This window comes from Halosolutus gelatinilyticus, from assembly GCF_023028105.1.
Taxonomy (GTDB): Archaea; Halobacteriota; Halobacteria; order Halobacteriales; family Natrialbaceae; genus Halosolutus; species Halosolutus gelatinilyticus.
The window spans coordinates 43,887-63,451 of record NZ_CP095492.1; the positions used below are offsets into that span (position 1 = coordinate 43,887).

The 19,565-nt window shown below is 63.9% G+C and carries 12 protein-coding genes; 9 read left to right on the plus strand and 3 right to left on the minus strand.

The window, feature by feature from the left end; genetic code table 11:
- Window positions 1-14: 14 nt before the first annotated feature.
- From MUH00_RS19455 to MUH00_RS19470, 4 genes are all read left to right on the plus strand, one after another.
- Window positions 15-1,868 (plus strand): ABC transporter substrate-binding protein, encoded by a 1,854-nt coding sequence (locus MUH00_RS19455; RefSeq protein WP_247004411.1) that lies wholly within the window; start codon window positions 15-17, stop codon window positions 1,866-1,868.
- A gap of 88 nt (window positions 1,869-1,956) precedes the next feature.
- Entirely contained in the window at window positions 1,957-2,952 is a 996-nt protein-coding gene (locus MUH00_RS19460; protein WP_247004413.1) for an ABC transporter permease, read from the plus strand.
- A 118-nt stretch (window positions 2,953-3,070) separates the two neighbouring features.
- On the plus strand, window positions 3,071-4,123 hold the full coding sequence (locus MUH00_RS19465) for an ABC transporter permease (protein WP_247004415.1): 1,053 nt from the start codon (window positions 3,071-3,073) through the stop codon (window positions 4,121-4,123).
- Window positions 4,124-4,210: 87 nt separating this feature from the next.
- A complete protein-coding gene (locus tag MUH00_RS19470; RefSeq protein ID WP_247004417.1) occupies window positions 4,211-6,370 on the plus strand; it encodes an ABC transporter ATP-binding protein in 2,160 nt (719 codons plus the stop codon).
- Window positions 6,371-6,523: 153 nt separating this feature from the next.
- Here MUH00_RS19470 and MUH00_RS19475 read toward each other — a convergent pair whose 3' ends face one another.
- A complete protein-coding gene (locus tag MUH00_RS19475) occupies window positions 6,524-6,787 on the minus strand; it encodes a hypothetical protein (protein ID WP_247004419.1) in 264 nt (87 codons plus the stop codon).
- 424 nt (window positions 6,788-7,211) lie between these two features.
- Between MUH00_RS19475 and MUH00_RS19480 the strand changes: the two genes are divergently transcribed.
- The gene (locus MUH00_RS19480) at window positions 7,212-7,976 is read left to right on the plus strand and encodes an IclR family transcriptional regulator (RefSeq protein WP_247004421.1); all 765 of its coding nucleotides are present in this window, start codon (window positions 7,212-7,214) and stop codon (window positions 7,974-7,976) included.
- Between the two features lie 299 nt (window positions 7,977-8,275).
- Here MUH00_RS19480 and MUH00_RS19485 read toward each other — a convergent pair whose 3' ends face one another.
- On the minus strand, window positions 8,276-10,201 hold the full coding sequence (locus tag MUH00_RS19485; RefSeq protein ID WP_247004423.1) for a glycoside hydrolase family 127 protein: 1,926 nt from the start codon (window positions 10,199-10,201) through the stop codon (window positions 8,276-8,278).
- A gap of 169 nt (window positions 10,202-10,370) precedes the next feature.
- Here MUH00_RS19485 and MUH00_RS19490 point away from each other — a divergent pair, with 169 nt between their 5' ends.
- Entirely contained in the window at window positions 10,371-11,414 is a 1,044-nt protein-coding gene (locus tag MUH00_RS19490) for a zinc-dependent alcohol dehydrogenase (protein ID WP_247004425.1), read from the plus strand.
- A 275-nt stretch (window positions 11,415-11,689) separates the two neighbouring features.
- Here the strand turns inward: MUH00_RS19490 and MUH00_RS19495 are convergent, their stop codons facing one another.
- A complete protein-coding gene (locus tag MUH00_RS19495; RefSeq protein ID WP_247004427.1) occupies window positions 11,690-13,777 on the minus strand; it encodes an IclR family transcriptional regulator domain-containing protein in 2,088 nt (695 codons plus the stop codon).
- Window positions 13,778-14,572: 795 nt separating this feature from the next.
- Between MUH00_RS19495 and MUH00_RS19500 the strand changes: the two genes are divergently transcribed.
- The 3 genes from MUH00_RS19500 to MUH00_RS19510 all read left to right on the plus strand — a co-directional run bounded on the left by MUH00_RS19500 (window position 14,573) and on the right by MUH00_RS19510 (window position 19,472).
- Entirely contained in the window at window positions 14,573-17,254 is a 2,682-nt protein-coding gene (locus MUH00_RS19500; RefSeq protein WP_247004429.1) for a glycoside hydrolase family 2 protein, read from the plus strand.
- 125 nt (window positions 17,255-17,379) lie between these two features.
- Window positions 17,380-18,141 carry an IclR family transcriptional regulator gene (locus MUH00_RS19505; RefSeq protein ID WP_247004431.1) on the plus strand — a complete coding sequence of 254 codons (762 nt, stop codon included), beginning with the start codon at window positions 17,380-17,382 and terminating at the stop codon, window positions 18,139-18,141.
- A gap of 206 nt (window positions 18,142-18,347) precedes the next feature.
- The gene (locus MUH00_RS19510; RefSeq protein ID WP_247004433.1) at window positions 18,348-19,472 is read left to right on the plus strand and encodes a M24 family metallopeptidase; all 1,125 of its coding nucleotides are present in this window, start codon (window positions 18,348-18,350) and stop codon (window positions 19,470-19,472) included.
- Window positions 19,473-19,565 lie beyond the last annotated feature (93 nt).

The window sequence follows — 19,565 nt, forward strand, 5'->3', positions numbered from 1 at the left end:
TGAATCGGTACCCGATGCCAGCTGATAACAGAGACCAGACTGGGTGGCTTAGCCGACGGACCGCTCTCAAGGCGGGGATCGGCGGTGGTGCTGCGGCGCTCGCAGGGTGTATGGGGGGCGGCGGCGAAACCGATTACGGCGATCCGGTCGAAGAACGCGTCGATAAGCGATTTACCAAGGCCCTCCACCGCGGAACGTACGGAATGGACAACGCGTCGTGGAACCCGTACGATCCGTCCCACGAGATCGCGAACTTCGATCCGCCGGGACTGATCTACGATCCGGTCCTCATTCACTACCAGAGTCACGATACGTTTCAGGGCGTAATCGCGGACAATTGGGAAAAAGAGGACGGATCGATCCTCGTCGAGTTCAGCGACGAGTGGACCTGGCACAACGGCGATCGGGTCACCGTCCACGACTGGAAGACGGACTGGGATATCAACTTCGCGATTTCCGAGATCACGTCTCCGGATTCGCTCCCGAGCGACTACATCGAGGATTACGAAGCCGTCGACGACTACGCCATGCGGTTCCACCTGCGCGACGACTACGCTCTGGAGTCCGTGCTCATCAACGAGCTCGCCGCCATGGTGATAATAAAAGAGGAGGGCGTGGGATCGCCCTCCTTCGGGAAGTGGCGCGACGACCTCCAGAACGTGGATCCCGACAGCGACGAAGCGACGCGACTCGTCTCGGACTTCCAGGAGTGGTCACCGAGCGTCGACGAAGTGGTCGGGAACGGTCCGTTCAAGCTCAAAGAGGTCACCGATACCACCTTCGTCGCGGAAGTCTACGACGACCATCCCAACGCGGACAACATCTACTTTACCGAGTACGCCATCGAGCACCACGAAGACCAGGTGCTGGCGTTCATCGAAAATTCGGTCGACGCGATCGCACTCACCCTGCCCAAGTCGCCCGACATCATGAAGCAACTGCCGGACCACCACGAGATCAACCGGGACTACAATCACCTCTGGTCAGTCCTGTTCAACTTCGGCAACTACGACTTCCCCGATTCGCCGGCCAGCAACCCGACCAACCAGCCGATCACGGCGGACGAACGGGTCCGAAAGGCGATCGCCTGCGCGATCGACCGCGAGCAGCTCTGGGCGTCGGTCCCCGAGCAATATCGGCTCTACGAACTCCCGTCGACGTTCCTCAATCAGACGGCGGTCGAACAGGGCCTGGTCGATGTCGAGGGCTACGATTCCTACGAGACGGACCGAGAGCGTGCCGCGGCGCTCATGGAGGAAGCCGGATTCGAGCGCGACGACGGCCAGTGGTACGGCGAGGACGGCGAACCGGCCGAACTCGTCTTGCTCGGCCAGTCGAGTACGAGCGTGCAGGTCGACGCGCTCGACTCCATCAACCACCAGCTGCAGGAGTTCGGGTTCCAGGCGAACGTCAACGCGGTGGACGAGGCGACCTACGGAGAGGGTCGGTTCAACGGCAACCACGACATCCTGTTCGACAACCACCCGGTGTTTTCCATCATGGGTCTGACGTACGTCGACTTCGTCTGGGAGTGGTTCAGCCAACTGAACCACGCGGACTACAAAGGCGAGACCTGGGAGGTGCCCGCGGAGATCGGGAACCCCGACGCCGACGAGACCATGGAGATCAACGTCATGGACGAGATCGAACAGCTACACCTCACCGGCGACAACGAGCACCTCCGACGGCTCACCTGGTGGTACAATCAGGTGCTGCCGATGTACGGGTGCGTCATCGCCGGCGACTACGGCGCCATCCGAGCCGACAAGTGGCACGTCGACGCTCCCGACGAACTGCTCGACAACCGCGTCGCCGAGTTCAACCTGACGAAAATTCCGGACGCCGAACTGATCCCGTATCAGGAATAGAAGCGACACACCCGGCTCGAACGTTCGAGTCACCGGGGTGTGAAATACGATAACACTAATTAGACTACCATACTACGTTGTTATACAGATGAACTGGAAGATACGACGGTTCGGACAGGCCGTGTTCACCGTCTGGGCGGTGATGACGCTGGCGTTCTTCTTGACGCGAATGATGCCCGGGAACCCGGTCGACGCGTTCGTCGCGCGGGTCGGCCCGGAACTCGACAATCCCCAGGAGGCCTACGAACTCGCAGAGGTGTACATGAACATCAATCCTCAGGACCCGATCCACGTCGCCTACGTGGATTACATGATCGCCATGCTCCAGGGAGACATGGGGCAGTCGATCAGCCAGAACGCGTCGGTCGCGGCGATCATGGGCGACGCGATCCCGTGGACGGTGTTCGTCATGAGCTGGGCGATTTTCATCGGCTTTGCGGTCGGCATCTCGCTCGGCGCCCTGATGGCCTACTGGGAAGGCAGCAAGTTCGACGTCGCGATCACCGGCTACGCGACGATCATCACGTCGATCCCCTTCTACGTACTCGCGCTACTGCTGTTGATCACCTTCGCCTACCGGCTCAACTGGTTCCCGACGTCGGGTCGTCGGCCCGAGGGGGTCGAAGCCGGGTTCAACCTGCCGTTCATGTTGGGGGTCATCCACCACGCGGCGTTGCCCGTTTTCTCGATGTTCGTCGGGTCGGGCGTGGCCTCGCTGACGATGCGCGGAAACAGTATCCGCGTACTCGGCGAGGACTACCTGCGAGTCGCCCGACTCCGCGGCTTGGCCGACCGGACGATCGCCGTCCGGTACGTCGCCCGCAACGCGATCCTCCCGATGTACACCGGGCTGATGATCGCCATCGGCTCGATGTTCGGCGGCGCCATCGTCCTCGAAGAGATTTTCTCGTACCGCGGTATGGGATACTACATGATCCAGGCCGTTCGAGCGCGCGACTACCCGCTGATGATGGGCGCGTTTACCGTCATCACGATCGCGGTCGTGATCGCGCTGTTGATCGCGGATCTAACGTACGGCAAAATCGATCCCCGTGCGGGGAGTGAGAACCGTGAAGCGTTCTGAGGACGATTCCACTCCGTCGACGCGAGCGTACGATTCGGAGTCGACGTCGGTCGACGAATTGATCCCCGGCGGATCCGGATCCAGATCCGAGGGTTCGAGCGCGAATTCGAGTTCGGGTGTGAACCCGGACCCGACCGACGGCTCCGCGACGGTGCGAAGCGACGGCGGAATGGTCGACTCGCCGTTCGAAACGACCTCGTCCGTCGAGGAGACGCGCGGCGACCGGATCGATCGCTTCCTCGAGGGGTTCGTTCGAACGCCGTGGTCGATCCTGCGAGACGACTGGCGGGCGGTGGCCGGCTTCGCGATCCTCAGCGTCTACGTCCTCTTGGGTACCGCCGGGGTCTACCTGGTCGAGCCGACGCATCCAGCCCACGGGCCGCGGTTGCTCGGTCCGTTCGAGAACTGGCAGTTCCCGCTCGGGACGACCTCATCGGGGCGGGACATCCTGGCGATGACGGTTCACTCGACGCCCTCGATCCTCGTCATGATGGCTTCGGGCGCGATATTCACCGTCGCCGTCGGCACGTTCTTCGGCGTGGTGGCCGGGTACAAAGGCGGGATGATCGACACCGTGCTCAGCACGATCACCGACGTGTTCATCAACATTCCCGGACTCCCGCTGGTCATCGTTCTCGCCACGCTGTTAGAAGAGTGGATCAACAACCCCGTCGCCCTCGGAGCCCTCCTGGCGGTCGCGGCGTGGGCGGGGCTCGCCCGCGCGATCCGATCGCAGGTGCTGACGCTCCGGAGCGAGTCGTTCGTCGAATCGGCGCGGGCGATGGATCTCCCGACGCGGTGGGTCCTTTCGAGAGAGATCCTTCCGCACTTGATGCCGTACGTCGTGGTGAACATGGTGAACGCGGCCCGATCGATCATCTTCGCGGCGGTCGCGCTGTACTTTCTGGGCGTATTGCCGTTCTCCGACTCCAACTGGGGCGTCATGCTAAGCAACGCGTACCACGCCGGCGCGCTCTATCGGCCCGCCGCCTACCACTGGCTGCTCGTCCCGATGATCGCCATCTCGGGTATCGCGATCGGACTCATCCTGCTCGCTCAGTCGCTGGACCGCGTGTTCAACCCTCGCGCGAGAGCGCGACACGAACGAGGCAGCGGCGACGCTATCGAACCGGACTCGGAAGCGGAGACGACCCAAATGACCCAGGTGTAATCGTAGTATGAACGACCAACACAACACAATCCGCAACGCTATCGATCGCAGCGACGATCGACCGATCGTCCGAAATGAGGTGTGTCGATGACGGTCTCCGAATCCGACGCGAGTTTCGCCGAACCGCCCCTCGAAGACGTCATCGTCGAGATGCGCGACGCATCCGTCGAGTTCGGCATGGATAGAGGCCAGTCGCGCGTCCTCAACGAGGTCAGCATCGACATCGAACGGAACGAGATCCTCGGCGTGATCGGCGAGAGCGGCTCCGGCAAGTCGATGTTCGCCTCGGCCCTGCTCGACGCGGTTCCGGCGCCGGGCGTCACCACCGGCGACGTCACCTACTACCCCGAAGGCGGCGATCCGGTCGACGTCCTCGGTCTCTCGAAAGCCGAGCTCAAGCAGCTCCGCTGGGAGGAGATTTCGATGGTCTTCCAGGGGGCGATGAGTTCGTTCAACCCGGTGGTGAAGATTCGGACGCACTTCGTCGAGACGCTCAGCGCCCACGACTACAACGTCGATCGGGGGCTCGAGCGGGCGAGAGAACTGCTATCGGACCTCTACCTCGACCCCGAGCGGATGCTCGAGTCCTATCCCCACGAACTCTCGGGCGGGATGAAACAGCGCGTGCTCATCGCGCTCAGTCTCGTGCTCGAACCGGATCTGCTGGTGATGGACGAGCCGACGGCGGCGCTCGATCTCCTGATGCAGCGGTCGATCGTCTCGCTGCTCGAGGAGATTAAGGAGAAACACGACCTCACGATCGTGTTCATCACGCACGACCTGCCGCTGGTCGCGGACGTCGCCGATCGCCTGGCGGTCCTCTACGCGTTCGAGTTCGCGGAGATCGGCCCCTCCGAAGCGATTCTCGAAAATCCGGCCCACCCCTACACGCGCGCGCTCCTGAACGCCACGCCGAACCTCTCGGCGCCGTTAGAGGAGATGCGTCCGATCGAGGGCGAGAGCCCGGACCCGGTCAACATCCCGAACGGCTGTTCGTACCACCCGCGGTGTCCGCTGGCCGACGCGGACTGTGTCGACACCGATCCCGGTCCCTACGACGCCGGCCCGGATCACGACGTTCACTGCCACCACTGGAAACAGTCGATCGACGACATCGACGTCGCCTTCGCCGAGAGCGACGACGGACGGACGGTGCAAAGCGCCGTCGCCAAGGCCTCGGGGGAGCCGCTGGTGTCGCTGTCGGACATCGAAGTTCGGTTCGGCTCCGAGAACGATGGGCTGCTCGACTTCGGCGACTCCGAGGTGGTCACGGCCGTCGACGGGGTCTCACTCGACATCTACGAAAACGACGTGCTCGTGCTGGTCGGCGAGAGCGGCTGCGGGAAGACGACCCTCGGCAAGACTGCCGTCGGCCTCCAGACGCCGACCGAGGGCTCGATCGAGTACCGCGGTCGGGACGTCTGGGAGGGCGCCTCCGGAAGCACGATCGCCGACAAGGAGATCCGACGCGCGCTGCAGATCGTTCACCAGGATCCCGGCAGCGCGTTGAACTCCCACCAGCGCGTGCGGACGATCCTCGAGCAACCGCTCAAGCGCTGGCACCCCGAACTCGACGGAAACGACCGGATCGAGCGCATCCTCGGCATGCTCGAATACGTCGGTATCAGCCCGCCCGAAGACTACATCGAACGCTACCCCCACCAGCTGTCGGGCGGCGAACAACAGCGGGTCGCGTTGATCCGTTCGATGCTGGTCAACCCCGACCTCATCCTGGCCGACGAGGCGGTGTCGGCGCTCGACGTCTCCCTGCGCGTCGGGATGATGGACCTGATGATCGAGCTCCAGGACTCGTTCGATACGTCGTTCCTGTTCATCTCTCACGACCTCTCGAACGCCCGGTATCTCGCCGAGAAAACCGGCGGGCGGATCGGCGTGATGTACCTCGGCGAGCTCGTCGAGATCGGCTCGGCCGAGCGGATCATCCACGATCCCAAGCACCCGTACACCAAGGCGTTGCGATGGGCGACGCCCGAGCTCGAACCCGACGAGGTGGACGATCCCGACGAAAGTCCGATCCGGACGATCGACATCCCCGACCAGAAGAACATACCGTCGGGCTGTCGGTACCACACCCGCTGCCCCGAAGCCAGGGAGATCTGCCGAAAACAGGATCCCGGCATGATCGATCTCAGCGACGACACGCGCGCACAGGAGACCGCGTGCTTCCGCGCGGACGACGACCACGAGTACTGGGAGAGCCCGCCGATTCCGGACTCGTCGGACTAACTCGGTTGTCGCCGTTCATCGGCTCGTTTCCTGCTGCGTCTCGCTGCTCCGGTCTCTCCTGGGGCTTACTGACTCGGTCACTGCTTTAGTGCGGTTCGAGGACTGACTCGAGCGGGACCGTGACGGTGACTGCGACAATCGGCCGTAGGGGGCTCAACCCTGCGATCCGCGCTGGGAGAGGGTGATAAAGGAGTACGATCCCAATCCGACCAACACGAGCGCGAAGCCCCAGATCGGTAGTATCCCGGCCCAGACGCCGGAATTGAGCACGAATCCGACCACGACGAAGAGGATCCCTGCCGCCGCGAGCTTCAGTGGAAACGAGGAGCGAATCGGTTCGAGTGCGGCGAGCGAGCTTCGGAACGGTAATGACGGATCTGAAGGATCGGCTTCGGTTTCGTCGGCATCGATGGCCATAGAAGGATATCGTCCTAAATCTTGATAGTCGTTTCGCTAGAACGGGCGCTCGGGTTCGACCCGGACGAGCGGCTGCCCGAAGTCGAGGCCGTGCAACCGCGCTCAACGTCGAGGGCGCGGGGGGCGGTTGCCCGTCTCAGGGTAGTCGTCGGCCACGATCGCCGTCTCCGTCAGAGCGGCCGTCGGTCGCGGACGATCGGCTCATTCCGCTACGGCCCATAACCATTGGCCTATTGTAAATAATCTCCGATATTCGATGGATTGTTCCCACAATTCTCCTCGATAGCAAAATTATTTCAAACACGCATCGGTTTCAGTGTTATAAAATAATCAACTACGTCGTGATTTCCGACCGATCTCGGCGAGCAAACGGTCCGGCCATACCGGACAATTGTTAAATAGGAGTACTGCCATTGTACACCAAATGTCACGACAAGCCAGGTATCCGGTTCAGGCCGCTGCGACGACGTTCCGAATAATCGAGACGCTCCACGACCTCAACGGCGCGGGCGTCGCCGAGCTCGCCGGCGAACTCGACATGCCCAAGAGCACGGTTCACGACCACCTGCAGACGCTGAACGAGGCGGAGTATCTGGTCAACGAGAACGGCACCTATCACGTCGGCGCTCGGTTCCTCGAACTCGGCGGGTTCGCCCGCAGCCAGATGAAGTTGTACCAGGTCGCGTCGCCGGAAATCAGAACGCTCGCCGAGGAGACCGGCGAACACGCCAACCTCATGATCGAAGAACACGGGAAGGGGATCTTCCTCAACAAGTTCAAAGGTGACGCCGCGGTCAACCTCGACACCTACATCGGAAAGCGCGTGCACCTCCACACGACGGCGCTCGGAAAGTCGATCCTCTCGTACCGACCGGAATCCGACGTCGACGAGATCATCGATCGGCACGGATTGCCGTCGGTGACCGACCAGACGATCACGGACGAAGCCGAACTGAAGGCCGAGCTCAAGGAGATCCGCGAGCGAGGGTACGCGATCGACGACGAGGAGCGCGTCATCGGGATGCGCTGCGTCGCGGCGCCGATTTGCGACGAAAATAACGACCCCCTGGGTGCGATCAGCGTGTCCGGGCCGACGAACCGGTTCGACGACAGGGTCTTCGAGGGCGAGATCCCCAAGAACGTACTGAGCACCGCTAACGTGATCGAGGTTAACATGACGTACTCCTGAACCGTCCGTTGAAGCCGGACGGATAGCTCACCGCTCGATACTCCGGTGCGAATTGTTACCATTGTACGCGTATACTCACTTCCGAGAACGCGACGATCGATCGCCGCGATATCGCAGTATTGCCCCGTCGCCGAGCACTTTCGTTCGGCCACCTCGGACACAACGATCGGCAGGTATCGGCGTCGTCGGACGGCCCGTCCGTGTCCGCGTAAATCGCCCGTCGAAACGTCCGCTCGAGTATCGGGCTGAGGGGTAGTCACCCCGAGATCGAGATGCGGCGGCTCGGACCGGGACAGCGCTTACGTATCGCCGCGGAGCCAGACCCGCATCTCGCCCGGATCGCGATTGTCCCACGCGTAGTACGGGACGGCGGTGATCGACGTCGCCCGTCGCGTCGTCTCCGACGCCGGCCGGTACAGTTCGCCGTCCCAATCCTCGAGGTCGGGGACCGTCGCGTCGCCGTCGACGGTGACGACGCCGCCGAGAAGGTCGTCCCGAGAGGACGCCTCGAAATTCGACTCGCCGTCGATCCGATACTGGTGGAGCGGTCGCTCGTTGTCGGCGCCCTCGAGACAGTAGACGAGCGGCCCCCGAGTGAGCGCGACCCGCCCGGCGTCGGCTTCGACGGCCGGATGCGCTTCGACGGGGACGACGGATTGTCCGAACGCGATCTCGATCCGATCGTCGTCCCACTCGCGCTCGAGAGGGAGATAGCCGTCGACGGCAGCGGTGGAGACCTCCTCGCCGTTGACGCGGACGGACTCGTCGTCGCGCCACTCGGGGAGTCGGAGGAAGAGCGTGAATTCGGTCGGAGTCGCCGCCCGAACGTCGATCGTCGCGTCGCCGTCCCAGGGGAGGCCGGACGCCTGCTCGATTTCGACGTCCGCTCCGCCGATCGTCGCCGTCGCCGAGCTTCCCACGTACTGGGTGACGTACAGACGCCGCTCGCCCGTCGCGTACAGGTAGCGCCCGAGCGAGGCGAAGAGTCGCGCGACGTTCGGCGGACAGCACGCGCAGTCGAACCAGCCCTGTCGGTGGTGATCCCCGTCGCTCTCGAGGCGATTGTCGTAGAAGAACTCGCCGCCGTCGGAGGAGATGCCCGCGAGAACGGCGTTGTACAGCGTTCGTTCGATGAGGTCGGCGTACCTGGCGTCGCCGGTGAGTCCGAACAGTCGCTGATTCCAGAAGACGCTCCCGATCGCCGCACACGTCTCGGCGTACGCCGTCTCGTTCGGGAGGTGGTAGTCGTCGGTGAACCGCTCCCCGTGGGCACTCGAGCCGATGCCGCCGGTGACGTACGTCCGTTTCTCCGTCATGTTCTCCCAGAGCGACTCGAGATGGTCGAGCAGGGCCTCGTCGCCGGTTTCCGCGGCGACGTCGGCGACGCCGGCGAAGAAGTACATCGCGCGAACCGAGTGCCCCTCGACGGTCTCCTGTTCGAAAAACGGCGTGTGCGCCTGGGCGTAGCTCCCGTCGTACTCGCCGTCTTCGTAGAACACCTCGCGGGCACCCGCCGCGATGCCGCCGTCCTCGGGATCGTAGCCGGCGATCTCGTCGAGCCGTTCGAACTCCCGCTCGAGGCAGTCGTCGCGACCCCGTAGCTCGACGAAGTACTGGGCAAGGTCGACGTAGCGATCGTCGCCGGTCGCTCGTCCGAGTTCGACCAGGGCGAGTTCGATCTCCTGGTGGCCCGGAACGCCGTCGATCTCGTCGCCGAAGAGTTCGTCGACGCGGTCGGCGAGCGCCGTCGCGACGTCGAGCAGCGCGGTCTCGTCGGTCGCCCGGTAGTGTGCGACGGCGGCCTCGATGAGGTGGCCGGCGCAGTACAGTTCGTGCATCATATTGAGGTTGGTCCACTTGCGTTCCGGTTCCTCGAGCGCGAAGTACGTGTTCAGGTAGCCGTCGTCCTCCTGTGCGGCCGCGACGAGGTCGATCACCTCGTCGACGCGCCGGCGGAGCGCGGCGTCCTCGCGAGTCGCGAGGACGTAACTCGCCGCCTCGAGCCACTTGTACGCGTCCGAATCGGCGAACCACATTCCCCTAAATCCGCCGTCGGCGCCGTCGGCCGCGCGGCGGAAGTTCTCGAGACAGCCGCTTTCTTCGAGTTGCTCGTACTGGTACTCGAGGAGGTCCGCGCGGGTGAGGTCGATCCAGTGGTTCCAGAACTCGTCGTCGATCGTACCGTCGGCCACGGGTATCGGTTCGACGCGATCGAGCGATGGCATGTGCAACCGTTTCGCGTGAGCCGGCGTAATTCTTCGCATTCCGGACGGTCCGGTTCGCGAACTGTACGCCCGTCGGAGACGGAAGGTCGAGGCCGACGGCCGCAGTCGGCGAACGGGAAGGGCGTCCAATAAAACTATAGCCGCCGCCGAACGACGTACCAGTGCTACAATGCGTGGACTTGCGAAGACTGCCAGAGAGCACGGTGCGATGGAACTCGTCGATCTACAGCGGCCGGAACCGGCGGCCGACGAAGTCCTGATCGAGGTCGACTACGCGGGTCTCTGCGGGAGCGACGCGGGGATCTACAAGTTCAAATCGGCGTTCGAACGGATGAACCTGCCCACCGTCATCGGACACGAGTACACCGGCCGGGTCGTCGAAACCGGCGAGGACGTCACGGCGTTCGATGTCGGCGACCGCGTCGTCGAGCGACCGATCCGCGGCTGTGGCTCCTGCTACCAGTGTAACCTCGGCGAGGAAAACGTCTGCCAGAACGCGGTCATCACCGGCGTCGATCACCACGGCGCGTACGCCGGCTATATCGCCGTTCCGCCGGACGCGCTCCAGCGCGTGACCGCGGACGTCGATCCGCGCCACGCGGCGCTCGTCGAGCCGACGAGCATCGGCGCCCGCGCGGTCATCCAGAACTCCCGCGTCGGCGCCGGCGATCGCGTCATGATCGCCGGCCCGGGGCCGATCGGCCTGTTGACCGCCCAGATCGCCGATTCGCAGGGTGGAGACGTGGTCGTCGCCGGGGTCGGTCAGGACACGACCTACCGCCTGCCGCTCGCCGAAGAGCTCGGATTCGAGACGCTCAACGTCGAGGACGACGGCCTCGAGAACGCGCGCGACGAACTGACGGACGGCGTCGGCTACGACGTGGTCTTCGACACGACGGGCCATCCGTCCGGCCTGACGATGGCCGTCGACGAGGTTCGGAAAGGCGGTCAGATCGTGATGGTCGGCCAGACCGGCGAGACGACGATGGAGTACTCGCCGCTCGTCCGCGCCGAAATGGACCTCCAGTGTTCGTACGCCTCGATGTGGGAGGACTTCGAGCGCTCGCTTCGGCTGATCGAATCCGGCGACGTCGACCTCGAGACGTTCCTCGACGACCGATTCAGTCTACTCGAGGCCGACGAAGCGTTCGAGACGTTCCTCGAGGGCGGGACCTGCAAACCCGTTTTCGACGTGTCGGTCCTCCGCGACTGAGGTGTCGACGGTAATCGATCGTCGCGTGAGGCAGTTTCAGCGACGGTTTTCGTCGCGTTCTGCCGTGAAGCACTCGCCGAGCGGGTCTGCGAGCAGCCTACCCGAGCCACTTCTGCGACCGCTCCCTTCTCGAACCGGCCTAGCCGGATGCTGTCCCGCGCTCGATGTCCGTCCGCGACTGTACTTCAGTCGTAGGCCCACTCTTCGACCTTCTGTAACGCCTCGGAGCGGAACCGATAACCCGGACCAACGGACCGAGGCGGCACCGCGTCGTGCTATTCGCTCAGCAGATCGGTTTCGATCGACTTTCCGGCCGAAACCAGCAGCGGGACGAGTTCCTCCTGCAGGCGGCGAGAGTTCAGGCTAAACTCGAACCCGATGACCTCTATCGCGGCGACCCCCCGGTCCTCTACGTCCCGGATCGGAACGGCGATCCGATAGATCTGATCGTCGACCCGCTGCTGACCGAAGGAGTGCCACCGTTTCTCGAGCAACCCGGCGTTGTACTCCAGTTGATTGTTCGGATTCTGGTCGATGATGACGCGGTTGTCGCGAGCTTTCTGCAGGTCGGCGCGAAAATTCTGGCGATCGATGTCGAACGCGGTGTCCTCGAGAACGTCCTCGACGTACTCGCGCGATCGATACGAGAGAATCGCCTTGCCGCCGGTAGAGAGGTGTATCGGCATGCGGCTTCCTTCTTCGATCGTCTGCGCGTCGTGCGGGGAGGTGCAGTACAGGTATACCGCGTCACCGTCTTCCTCGACGATCAGCGATACCATTTCGCCGATTTTCTCGGAGAGGGCGTCCAATTCGGGTTGTGCGATCTGGTAGACCTCGTAGCGAGACAGGATGCGTTGCCCGAAGTGGAAGAGTCGGAGCGACGCCGAGTAGTTCCCGTCCGATTTCGTCACGTATCCGAGGTGCCGCAGCGTGTCGAGATACTTGTAGACGGAGCTCTTCGCGATACCGGTCTGTCTGGACAGTTCAGTTACACCGACCTCGCCCGTCTGTTCGAGCGCCTCGAGGAGGCCGAACGCCTTGACGATGGATTTGACGTGGTGAGATTCCGCCGACCGCGCCGAATCGCGCGACTGTCGGATCAGTCGATGCGTATCCTGCGGGGGATGATCGCTCACGTGCCGGTGCGACGAACGCTCGCCCGAACGGTCGCTCGAGCCGTGGTCGTCGTCGAAAAGCGATTCCAGAGGCGCCCTCGCGTACCTGATTTCGGTTTTTCCGTGGCCGGTATACGTCGACGTCAGTTGCAGGAGCGACGTCCCGTCCGCCGACGGAAGCAACGCGGTCGTCCAGCCGACGGAGCGGTGACCGGTCTCGAGTTCGTCGTCGTACCACAGCGGCGCCGAAATCGGTTTCCACGGACCCCGTCCCGTTAGATCGGTCGAGGCGAGGAGCACCGTGCCGCTCTCCGGAACGGGATTTCGGTTTCGGTCGCGCAACGTCTTCCCCGCGACCAGAATCGTACCGTCTTCGCCGCCGTACGGAACCCACGTCGCGTAGGGCCCCTCGATAAACTGACGACCGTCGTCGGCCCGTACCGGCGATCCCGCGTCGGCGGGCGCGCCCCACTCGCGTCCGTCCGGCGACGTTTTGACGAAGACGCTTCCCCCGTGCTTCGGACCGCCGATGAAGTAGGTGAGGAGATACCGACCCGTCGGAAGGGTCGTGATAGTCGGCATTCCCGGCGTCGATTCGTCGTCCGCGATCGCGACGTCGAACGTTTCGGGTTCCCACGTCCGTCCGCCGTCTTTCGATACGCGGTGCCCGATAAGGCGGTTGTACCCGTCGTCCGAGTGGCGCGCGTCGGAGAAGTAACAGACGAGATTCCCGTCGGCGTCGACGGCCAGCTCGGGCGCCCAAACCGGCGACTCGCCGCGTCCCGGAACGGCTTTCCCGCCCGCGGCGACGGTGCTCACGTACGACCAGTTTCGACCGCCGTCCTCGCTCGCGTAGAGATCGATACTCGTCCGGGATCGGTCGTTCGGAATCGAGTTGCTGACGGCGAAGACCGTTCCCGCATCCCAGGGACCGATCCGACGCGGCGCCTCGAATAGCATCGGCTGGTACCGCAACCCCCATCCGCGCTGGGTATCCCGAAGTTCGGAGAACCGGGACCAGGTTCGACCGTCGTCGGTGCTTCGGTAGATCGGAAAATACGGCTCGTCGGTGCCGGTTTTGCCCGTGGTTTCGTAGCACTCGAACGTTGCGAGGAGCGTCGTGCCGTCCCCCCCGTCGCGGTCGAGTCGGGCGACTCGAGGATACATCGCCCCGGGAACCGGGGCCCATTCCGGGGGGCTGTACAGTACGTTTCCGTCGCGTCCGTCCGCCCGCTCCTCGTCGGTCATCGTTCGACGTGCGATCCCGTTCGTTTCGCTCCCGATCGCACCGTCGCGTGATGCGGTCCGGTCCCGCGCGTCGGTCGGGAACGTCGGAAAAAAACCAGTCCGTAGCGCAGGCGTCGTCGACCGGGGCGGCCCGTGCGTGCGTTCGTCATCGGATGGACTCTTCGTACTTCGACGACCTTATTCGTATGGATTCACCGCCATCGGTTCCGATTCGGTAGCACCTTCTGGGATAGATCGGTCGAGATCAACCCTCGAAAACAGCAGCTCGATCGCCGTAACCCGGCGGCGAAATGGACACTCTCAACCGTTACTGGAGGAAGCGAACGGGGATACCGTTGACCTCGTAATGCGTCTCGGCCCCCGATGACGATCTCTCAGCGCGGTTTCCTCGCGCGACGACTCCCCTTCGATTCGATCGCGACGATGTAGCGTAATCGCGTTTTCCGGCGCCCTTCCGCCCTCGTTTCTCAATAAGAAATAGAATAGATCCCCTCACAGATCGTGATTTGCCGCGGACTGGCCCGTGATAACTACCAACACATTACAGGAGTACACGTGTAAACAGATACGGTTCCAAATCCCGTTGTTTCTTATTTCGAAACGCGATACGACGGCCCGACGGCGATCGTTCGTTGGATCGAACGGTTCCGAAACGAGTCCCGCGTCATCGCTTGTTCGCGCCGTCGGTTCGGAGACCAGCGGAGACGGGGTGGTAGCGATTCGAGGCGGGCGACTCCGTACGCGGTCCGCGGTGGTATACTGAAGATTTAACCGCTATCAGCCGGACAAGCCGGTATGAACGACGTACCCTCCCTTCGCCACTCCCGCTCTCTCGACGGGGAGTGGCTGTTCGAAGTCGATCCGGACGGTATCGGAATGACCGAGGGGTGGCAGACGGAACTCGCGATGTGGCTCACCGAAGCGAATCCCGTCGACGTCCCCCACATCTGGCAGGAGGACGACGGACTACGGGGATACGCGGGCACCGCGTGGTACAACCGAACGTTTCGGATCGACCCGACGGAACTCGAGTCGAAGCGCGTGTTCGTCGAATTCGGCGCGGTAGACTACTGGGCGACGGTCTGGGTCAACGGGGAGCGAGTCGGCGAAAACCGCGGCGGCTACCTTCCGTTCGAGTTCGAAATCACGGACGCGATTACGGCCGGAGAGAACGCGCTCACCGTCGCCGTCCACGATCCCGAGGACCTTTCGGAGATCCCCCACGGAAAGCAGGGCGATCCGTGGTTTACGCGCGTAAGCGGGATCTGGCAGTCGGTGACGCTCGCGTTCCGCCCGGACGCCTACGTTTCCACGGCAGCCGTAACTCCTGCCCCCGAGACGGATACCGCAGTCGTCGCGCTGGACGTCGACCCGGGCGAGACCGATCCAGCGGCGATCGACGCGGTGGTTCGAGCGTCTCGGAACGGAACGACCGAGACGATTGCGGTGCAGCCGATCGGCGAGGGGAACGAAGCGGTTCTCGAGTTCGACGACCCGGCGTACTGGTCGCCCGACTCGCCGGCGCTGTACGACCTCGAGATCGTGCTCGAAGCGAACGGCGAGGTACTCGACCGCTACGAGGATTACTTCGGCCTCCGCACGATCGAGCGCGACGGCGACGGATACCGTCTCAACGGCGAGCCGATTCGACTTCGCGGGGTGCTCGACCAGGGATACTACCCGAAGACGCTGTACCGACCGCCGGACGACGGCGTCTTCGAACGCGAACTCGAGCGCGTCTCGGAGCTCGGCTTCAACCTGGTTCGGAAGCACCTCAAACCGGCACACCCGGATTTCCTCGCGGCCGCCGATCGGAAGGGGATCCTCGTCTGGGAGGAACCGGCGAATCCGGCGCGGTACACGGATCGGTCGAAGAACGAGGTGAAAAACGAACTCCGACGGCTCGTCGAACGGGATTACAACCGACCGAGCGTCGTCATCTGGAGTCTCTACCACGAGGAGTGGGGGATCGGACACGCCGAGTCAGAGGAGACGCTCTGGACCGACGAGACGAAACGGACGCACCTCGCGTCGCTGGTCGAAACGGTTCGAGAGTGGGACCCGACGCGGCTCGTCTGCGACAACTCCGGGTGGGCCCACGTCGCCACCGACCTCAACGATTACCACTGGTACTGCATCAGTCCCGATCGGGCGACCGAGTGGATCGAGAATCTGGAACACGCGCTTCACCACAGAGGGGACAACTACGCCACGCAGCGCTGGTCCGACGGCGACGCGCCGGTCGTGGTCTCGGAGTTCGGCGTCCTCTCGTTTCCGCCGCTGCCCGCGCTCGTCGACCACTACGGTCGAGAGCCGGCGTGGTTCTCCCACGAGTTCCTCTCGGATCCCGTCAAGCGGCCGAGCGGCGTCCAGGATCGGTTCGTCGAGACCGGTCTCGACGGCGTCTTCGAAACGCTCGAGGACCTCGCCGAGTCCTGGCAACACCGTGCGATCGTCTCGCTCGAGCACATCCTCGGCGAGTTTCGAACGCGCGACGAAATCGCCGGGTTCGTGCTGACGCAACTGTACGACACCGAGTGGGAGGTCACCGGCCTGCTCGATTACTGCCGAAACGAGAAGTCCTTCTACGACGACTTCGCGGCGATTAACGCCGACGTGACGCTCGTCGCGACGGTCGATTCGCACGTCGCGTGGGCCGGAGCGGTTCGAGAACTCGAGATCGCGCTCGTCAACGATACCGCCGACCGCGTCGTCGAAGAGATCGAGTGGGAGTTCGACGGGCGGAGCGAAACCCGACAGTTGAGCGCACCCCCGCACTCCGTGGTGGAACTGGACCCGGTCCGGATTTCGACCCCGCAGGTCGAGTCGGTTCGAACGGAAAACGTGACGGTTCGCGGACTCTCCGAGACGGATCTGTCGCTCGCAGAGCCGATCGTCGTCGTCCCGTCGCCGCCGCGCGCGCCGCCGGAGGCGTTGGTGTTCGCCACGGGAGCGCTCGCTTCGCGGCTCGCTTCGGCGGGACTCGACGTTACGCACCGACTCACTCCCGATGTCGACGTCGCGTTCGTGACGGACACGACCGCAGAGGTCGTCGAGTTCGTCTCGAACGGGGGCACCGCCGTACACGTGCCGGACCGGCAGGGAGAGATGCAGGGCACCGAATTCTTCGAGTTCCGGACGCTCCCCCGGACGGACAGTTGGAACAACACGGCGTCGTTTTTCTATCAGGACTCGCCGCTCGTAGACGAGTTCTGTTCGAACCGCCACCTCGGGTGGGAGTTCGAAGACGCCTATCCGTACGAGATCGTCGCGGACGTAGCGCCGGACCGGGACACCGTCCACGTCGGCTACGTCCGCGGGTGGCTGGCCGACCGGGGGAGTCCGCTCCTCGAGCGGTCCGTCGATGGCGGCCGGGTCGTCGCGTGTACGTTCCGCGTCCAAACGACCGCTGGATCGCATCCGGTCGTTACCGGGTTGTTGTTCGGACTCGTCGAGTATCTCGCCCGAACGGACTAGGCCGGCTCGTCCGGAAACGCGATGTCGCCCGTTCATCGCCGGGTACACGTCTAATCCGCGGTGAGGACGGCGATGAGTTCCGTTTCCGGGACAATCTATATGTGACGGTAACTGTAATTGCAAATATGGCAAAATCAGCGTCTTCTATCCGGTCCGTCAGCCGGACGCTCAGGATCTTGGAGGTCATTCAGGAACTCGACGGGGCGACCATCACGGAGATCACGGAGCGGGTCGACATCGGACGAAGCGCGGTGTACAACTACCTGGCGACGCTCGAGGACGAGGAGTACGTCGACAAAGACGGCGAGGAGTACCACATCGGCCTGCCGTTTTTCGGCCTCGGTTCGTACGCGAGAAACCGAGTCCCCGTCTACGACACCGCGCAGCCGCAGGTCGATCGACTCGCCGACGAGACGGGGGAACTCGTGACGCTGTTCGTCGAGAAGAACGGACTCGGAGTGTACCTATACCGTGCAAGCGGGACGAACGGGATCGAACTGGACACGCACGAAGGAGAACCCGTGTCGCTCCACAGTACGGCGCCTGGCAAGGCCATTCTCGCGTTCCGTCCTCGGTGCGAAGTCGACGACATCGTCTCGGAACACGGCTTGCCGGCGGTTACGTCGAACACGATCACGACGAGGGAGGACCTCCACGCGGAACTGGACGCGATCCGCGAACGGGGATACGCGGTGAGCCACGAGGAACAGTGGGCCGGGCTGCGATCTATCGCGGCACCCGTCACCGACGACAACGACCGAAGCATCGCGTCGATCGGCATCTCCTGTCCGGTTCACAGGGTCGACGACGATCGACTTTACGACGACTGTGTGAACGCGCTCCTGGGCGCGGCGAACGTGATCGAACTCGAGTACAACTACGCGTAGTGCCGGTTCGGCCCGGTTCGGATCGACCGAATCCGTCACCGCGCGCTGGAGGAGCCTCCGCTCGGGAACGCTCGCTCGAGAGCGCTATCACTATCTCATCGCCGTCGAATCGGCGGCGACGCTGCGTCGACTCGGCCGTGCGGCGGTGACCCCGAAACGCGAACGCCGGGAAACGCTTATACTGGCGTCGATCAGTGTGCATCGATATGGCACGGTCAGCGACAGTCAAGCGCGAGCGGATCGTCGACGAGCTAACGAGTCGATCGCTGGAGGAGCTCTGGCTCCTCCGCCCCGAGAACGTCGCCTGGTTTACGGGCGGTAACGTCGTGGTCGACGCGGCGAGCGACGTCGGCGTCGCCGCGGTCGGCGTTCCCGCCGACGACGGACCCGTTCGGCTCCTGGCGCCGAACAACGAGATCGATCGCGTCCGCGAGGAGGAACTGCCGTCGCTCGAGGCGGCCGGGATCGACGTCGAGGCCGAACGGTACGAGTGGCACGAGTCGGCACTTCCGACAGCCGTCGTCGATCGGCGTCGATCGCCCGCGGGTGCTGACGTGCCGATCGACGGGCTGACGACGGTCGATCCGTCCTCGCTCAGGACGCCGCTGCCGGAGAGCGAACTCGATCGCTATCGACGAGCGAGCCGCGAAACGACGCGGGCCGTGGAGGCGGTCGGGGCCGACCTGACTCCCGAGACGACCGAACGAGAGGCGGCGGCGGCGCTTCGGAGCGAACTCGCGCGGCGCGGGTTCGCCGCGCCGGTCGTTCTCGTCGGCGGCTCGGAGCGCGCAGTTGAACAGCGACACTTCACTCCCACGAACGCGCCCCTGGATCGGTTCGGTCACCTGACGGTCGTCGCCGAGCGCGGCGGGCACAACGTCGCGGTCACGCGAACGGTCGCGTTCGATCCGCCGGCGTGGCTCCGCGAGCGACACGAGGGGGCGTGTCGCGTCGCCGCGACGGCCGCAGCCGCGACGCTCGAGGCTGTGCGCGCAGACGCACCTGCAAAAGCTATCTTCGAAGCGATTCGAAGAGCGTACGCCGACGCCGGCTATCCGGACGAGTGGCGACGCCACCACCAGGGCGGTGCGATCGGGTACGAGAGCCGCGAGTGGACCGCGGGTCCTGACTCGACGACCGCCGCCCTCGCACCCATGCCGTACGCGTGGAATCCGACGATTCGGGGTGCGAAGTGCGAGGATACGATCCTCGTCGACCGCGACGGCATCGACGTGGTCACGTCGACCGGCGAGTGGCCGACGAGCGCGTACGACGCCGTCGGATTCGACGTCTCAGTATCGTTTCACGATCCGCTCGCGATCGAGGAGTAGCGCCGTCCCGCGATTCGCGATCGCCGCAAGAACGATCGAAACGGCGGAAGAGCGGAGGAATAGACGGCCACGGGCCGAGAGAGCGACCGTTCG

Coding starts and splice junctions, on each gene's coding strand:
- MUH00_RS19505 (WP_247004431.1), top strand. CDS start 17,380: ATGGCAAAATCAGCGTCTTCTATCCGGTCCGTCAGCCGGACGCTCAGG.
- MUH00_RS19485 (WP_247004423.1), bottom strand. CDS start 10,201: ATGCCATCGCTCGATCGCGTCGAACCGATACCCGTGGCCGACGGTACG.
- MUH00_RS19455 (WP_247004411.1), top strand. CDS start 15: ATGCCAGCTGATAACAGAGACCAGACTGGGTGGCTTAGCCGACGGACC.
- MUH00_RS19470 (WP_247004417.1), top strand. CDS start 4,211: ATGACGGTCTCCGAATCCGACGCGAGTTTCGCCGAACCGCCCCTCGAA.
- MUH00_RS19510 (WP_247004433.1), top strand. CDS start 18,348: ATGGCACGGTCAGCGACAGTCAAGCGCGAGCGGATCGTCGACGAGCTA.
- MUH00_RS19460 (WP_247004413.1), top strand. CDS start 1,957: ATGAACTGGAAGATACGACGGTTCGGACAGGCCGTGTTCACCGTCTGG.
- MUH00_RS19490 (WP_247004425.1), top strand. CDS start 10,371: ATGCGTGGACTTGCGAAGACTGCCAGAGAGCACGGTGCGATGGAACTC.
- MUH00_RS19495 (WP_247004427.1), bottom strand. CDS start 13,777: ATGACCGACGAGGAGCGGGCGGACGGACGCGACGGAAACGTACTGTAC.
- MUH00_RS19475 (WP_247004419.1), bottom strand. CDS start 6,787: ATGGCCATCGATGCCGACGAAACCGAAGCCGATCCTTCAGATCCGTCA.
- MUH00_RS19500 (WP_247004429.1), top strand. CDS start 14,573: ATGAACGACGTACCCTCCCTTCGCCACTCCCGCTCTCTCGACGGGGAG.
- MUH00_RS19480 (WP_247004421.1), top strand. CDS start 7,212: ATGTCACGACAAGCCAGGTATCCGGTTCAGGCCGCTGCGACGACGTTC.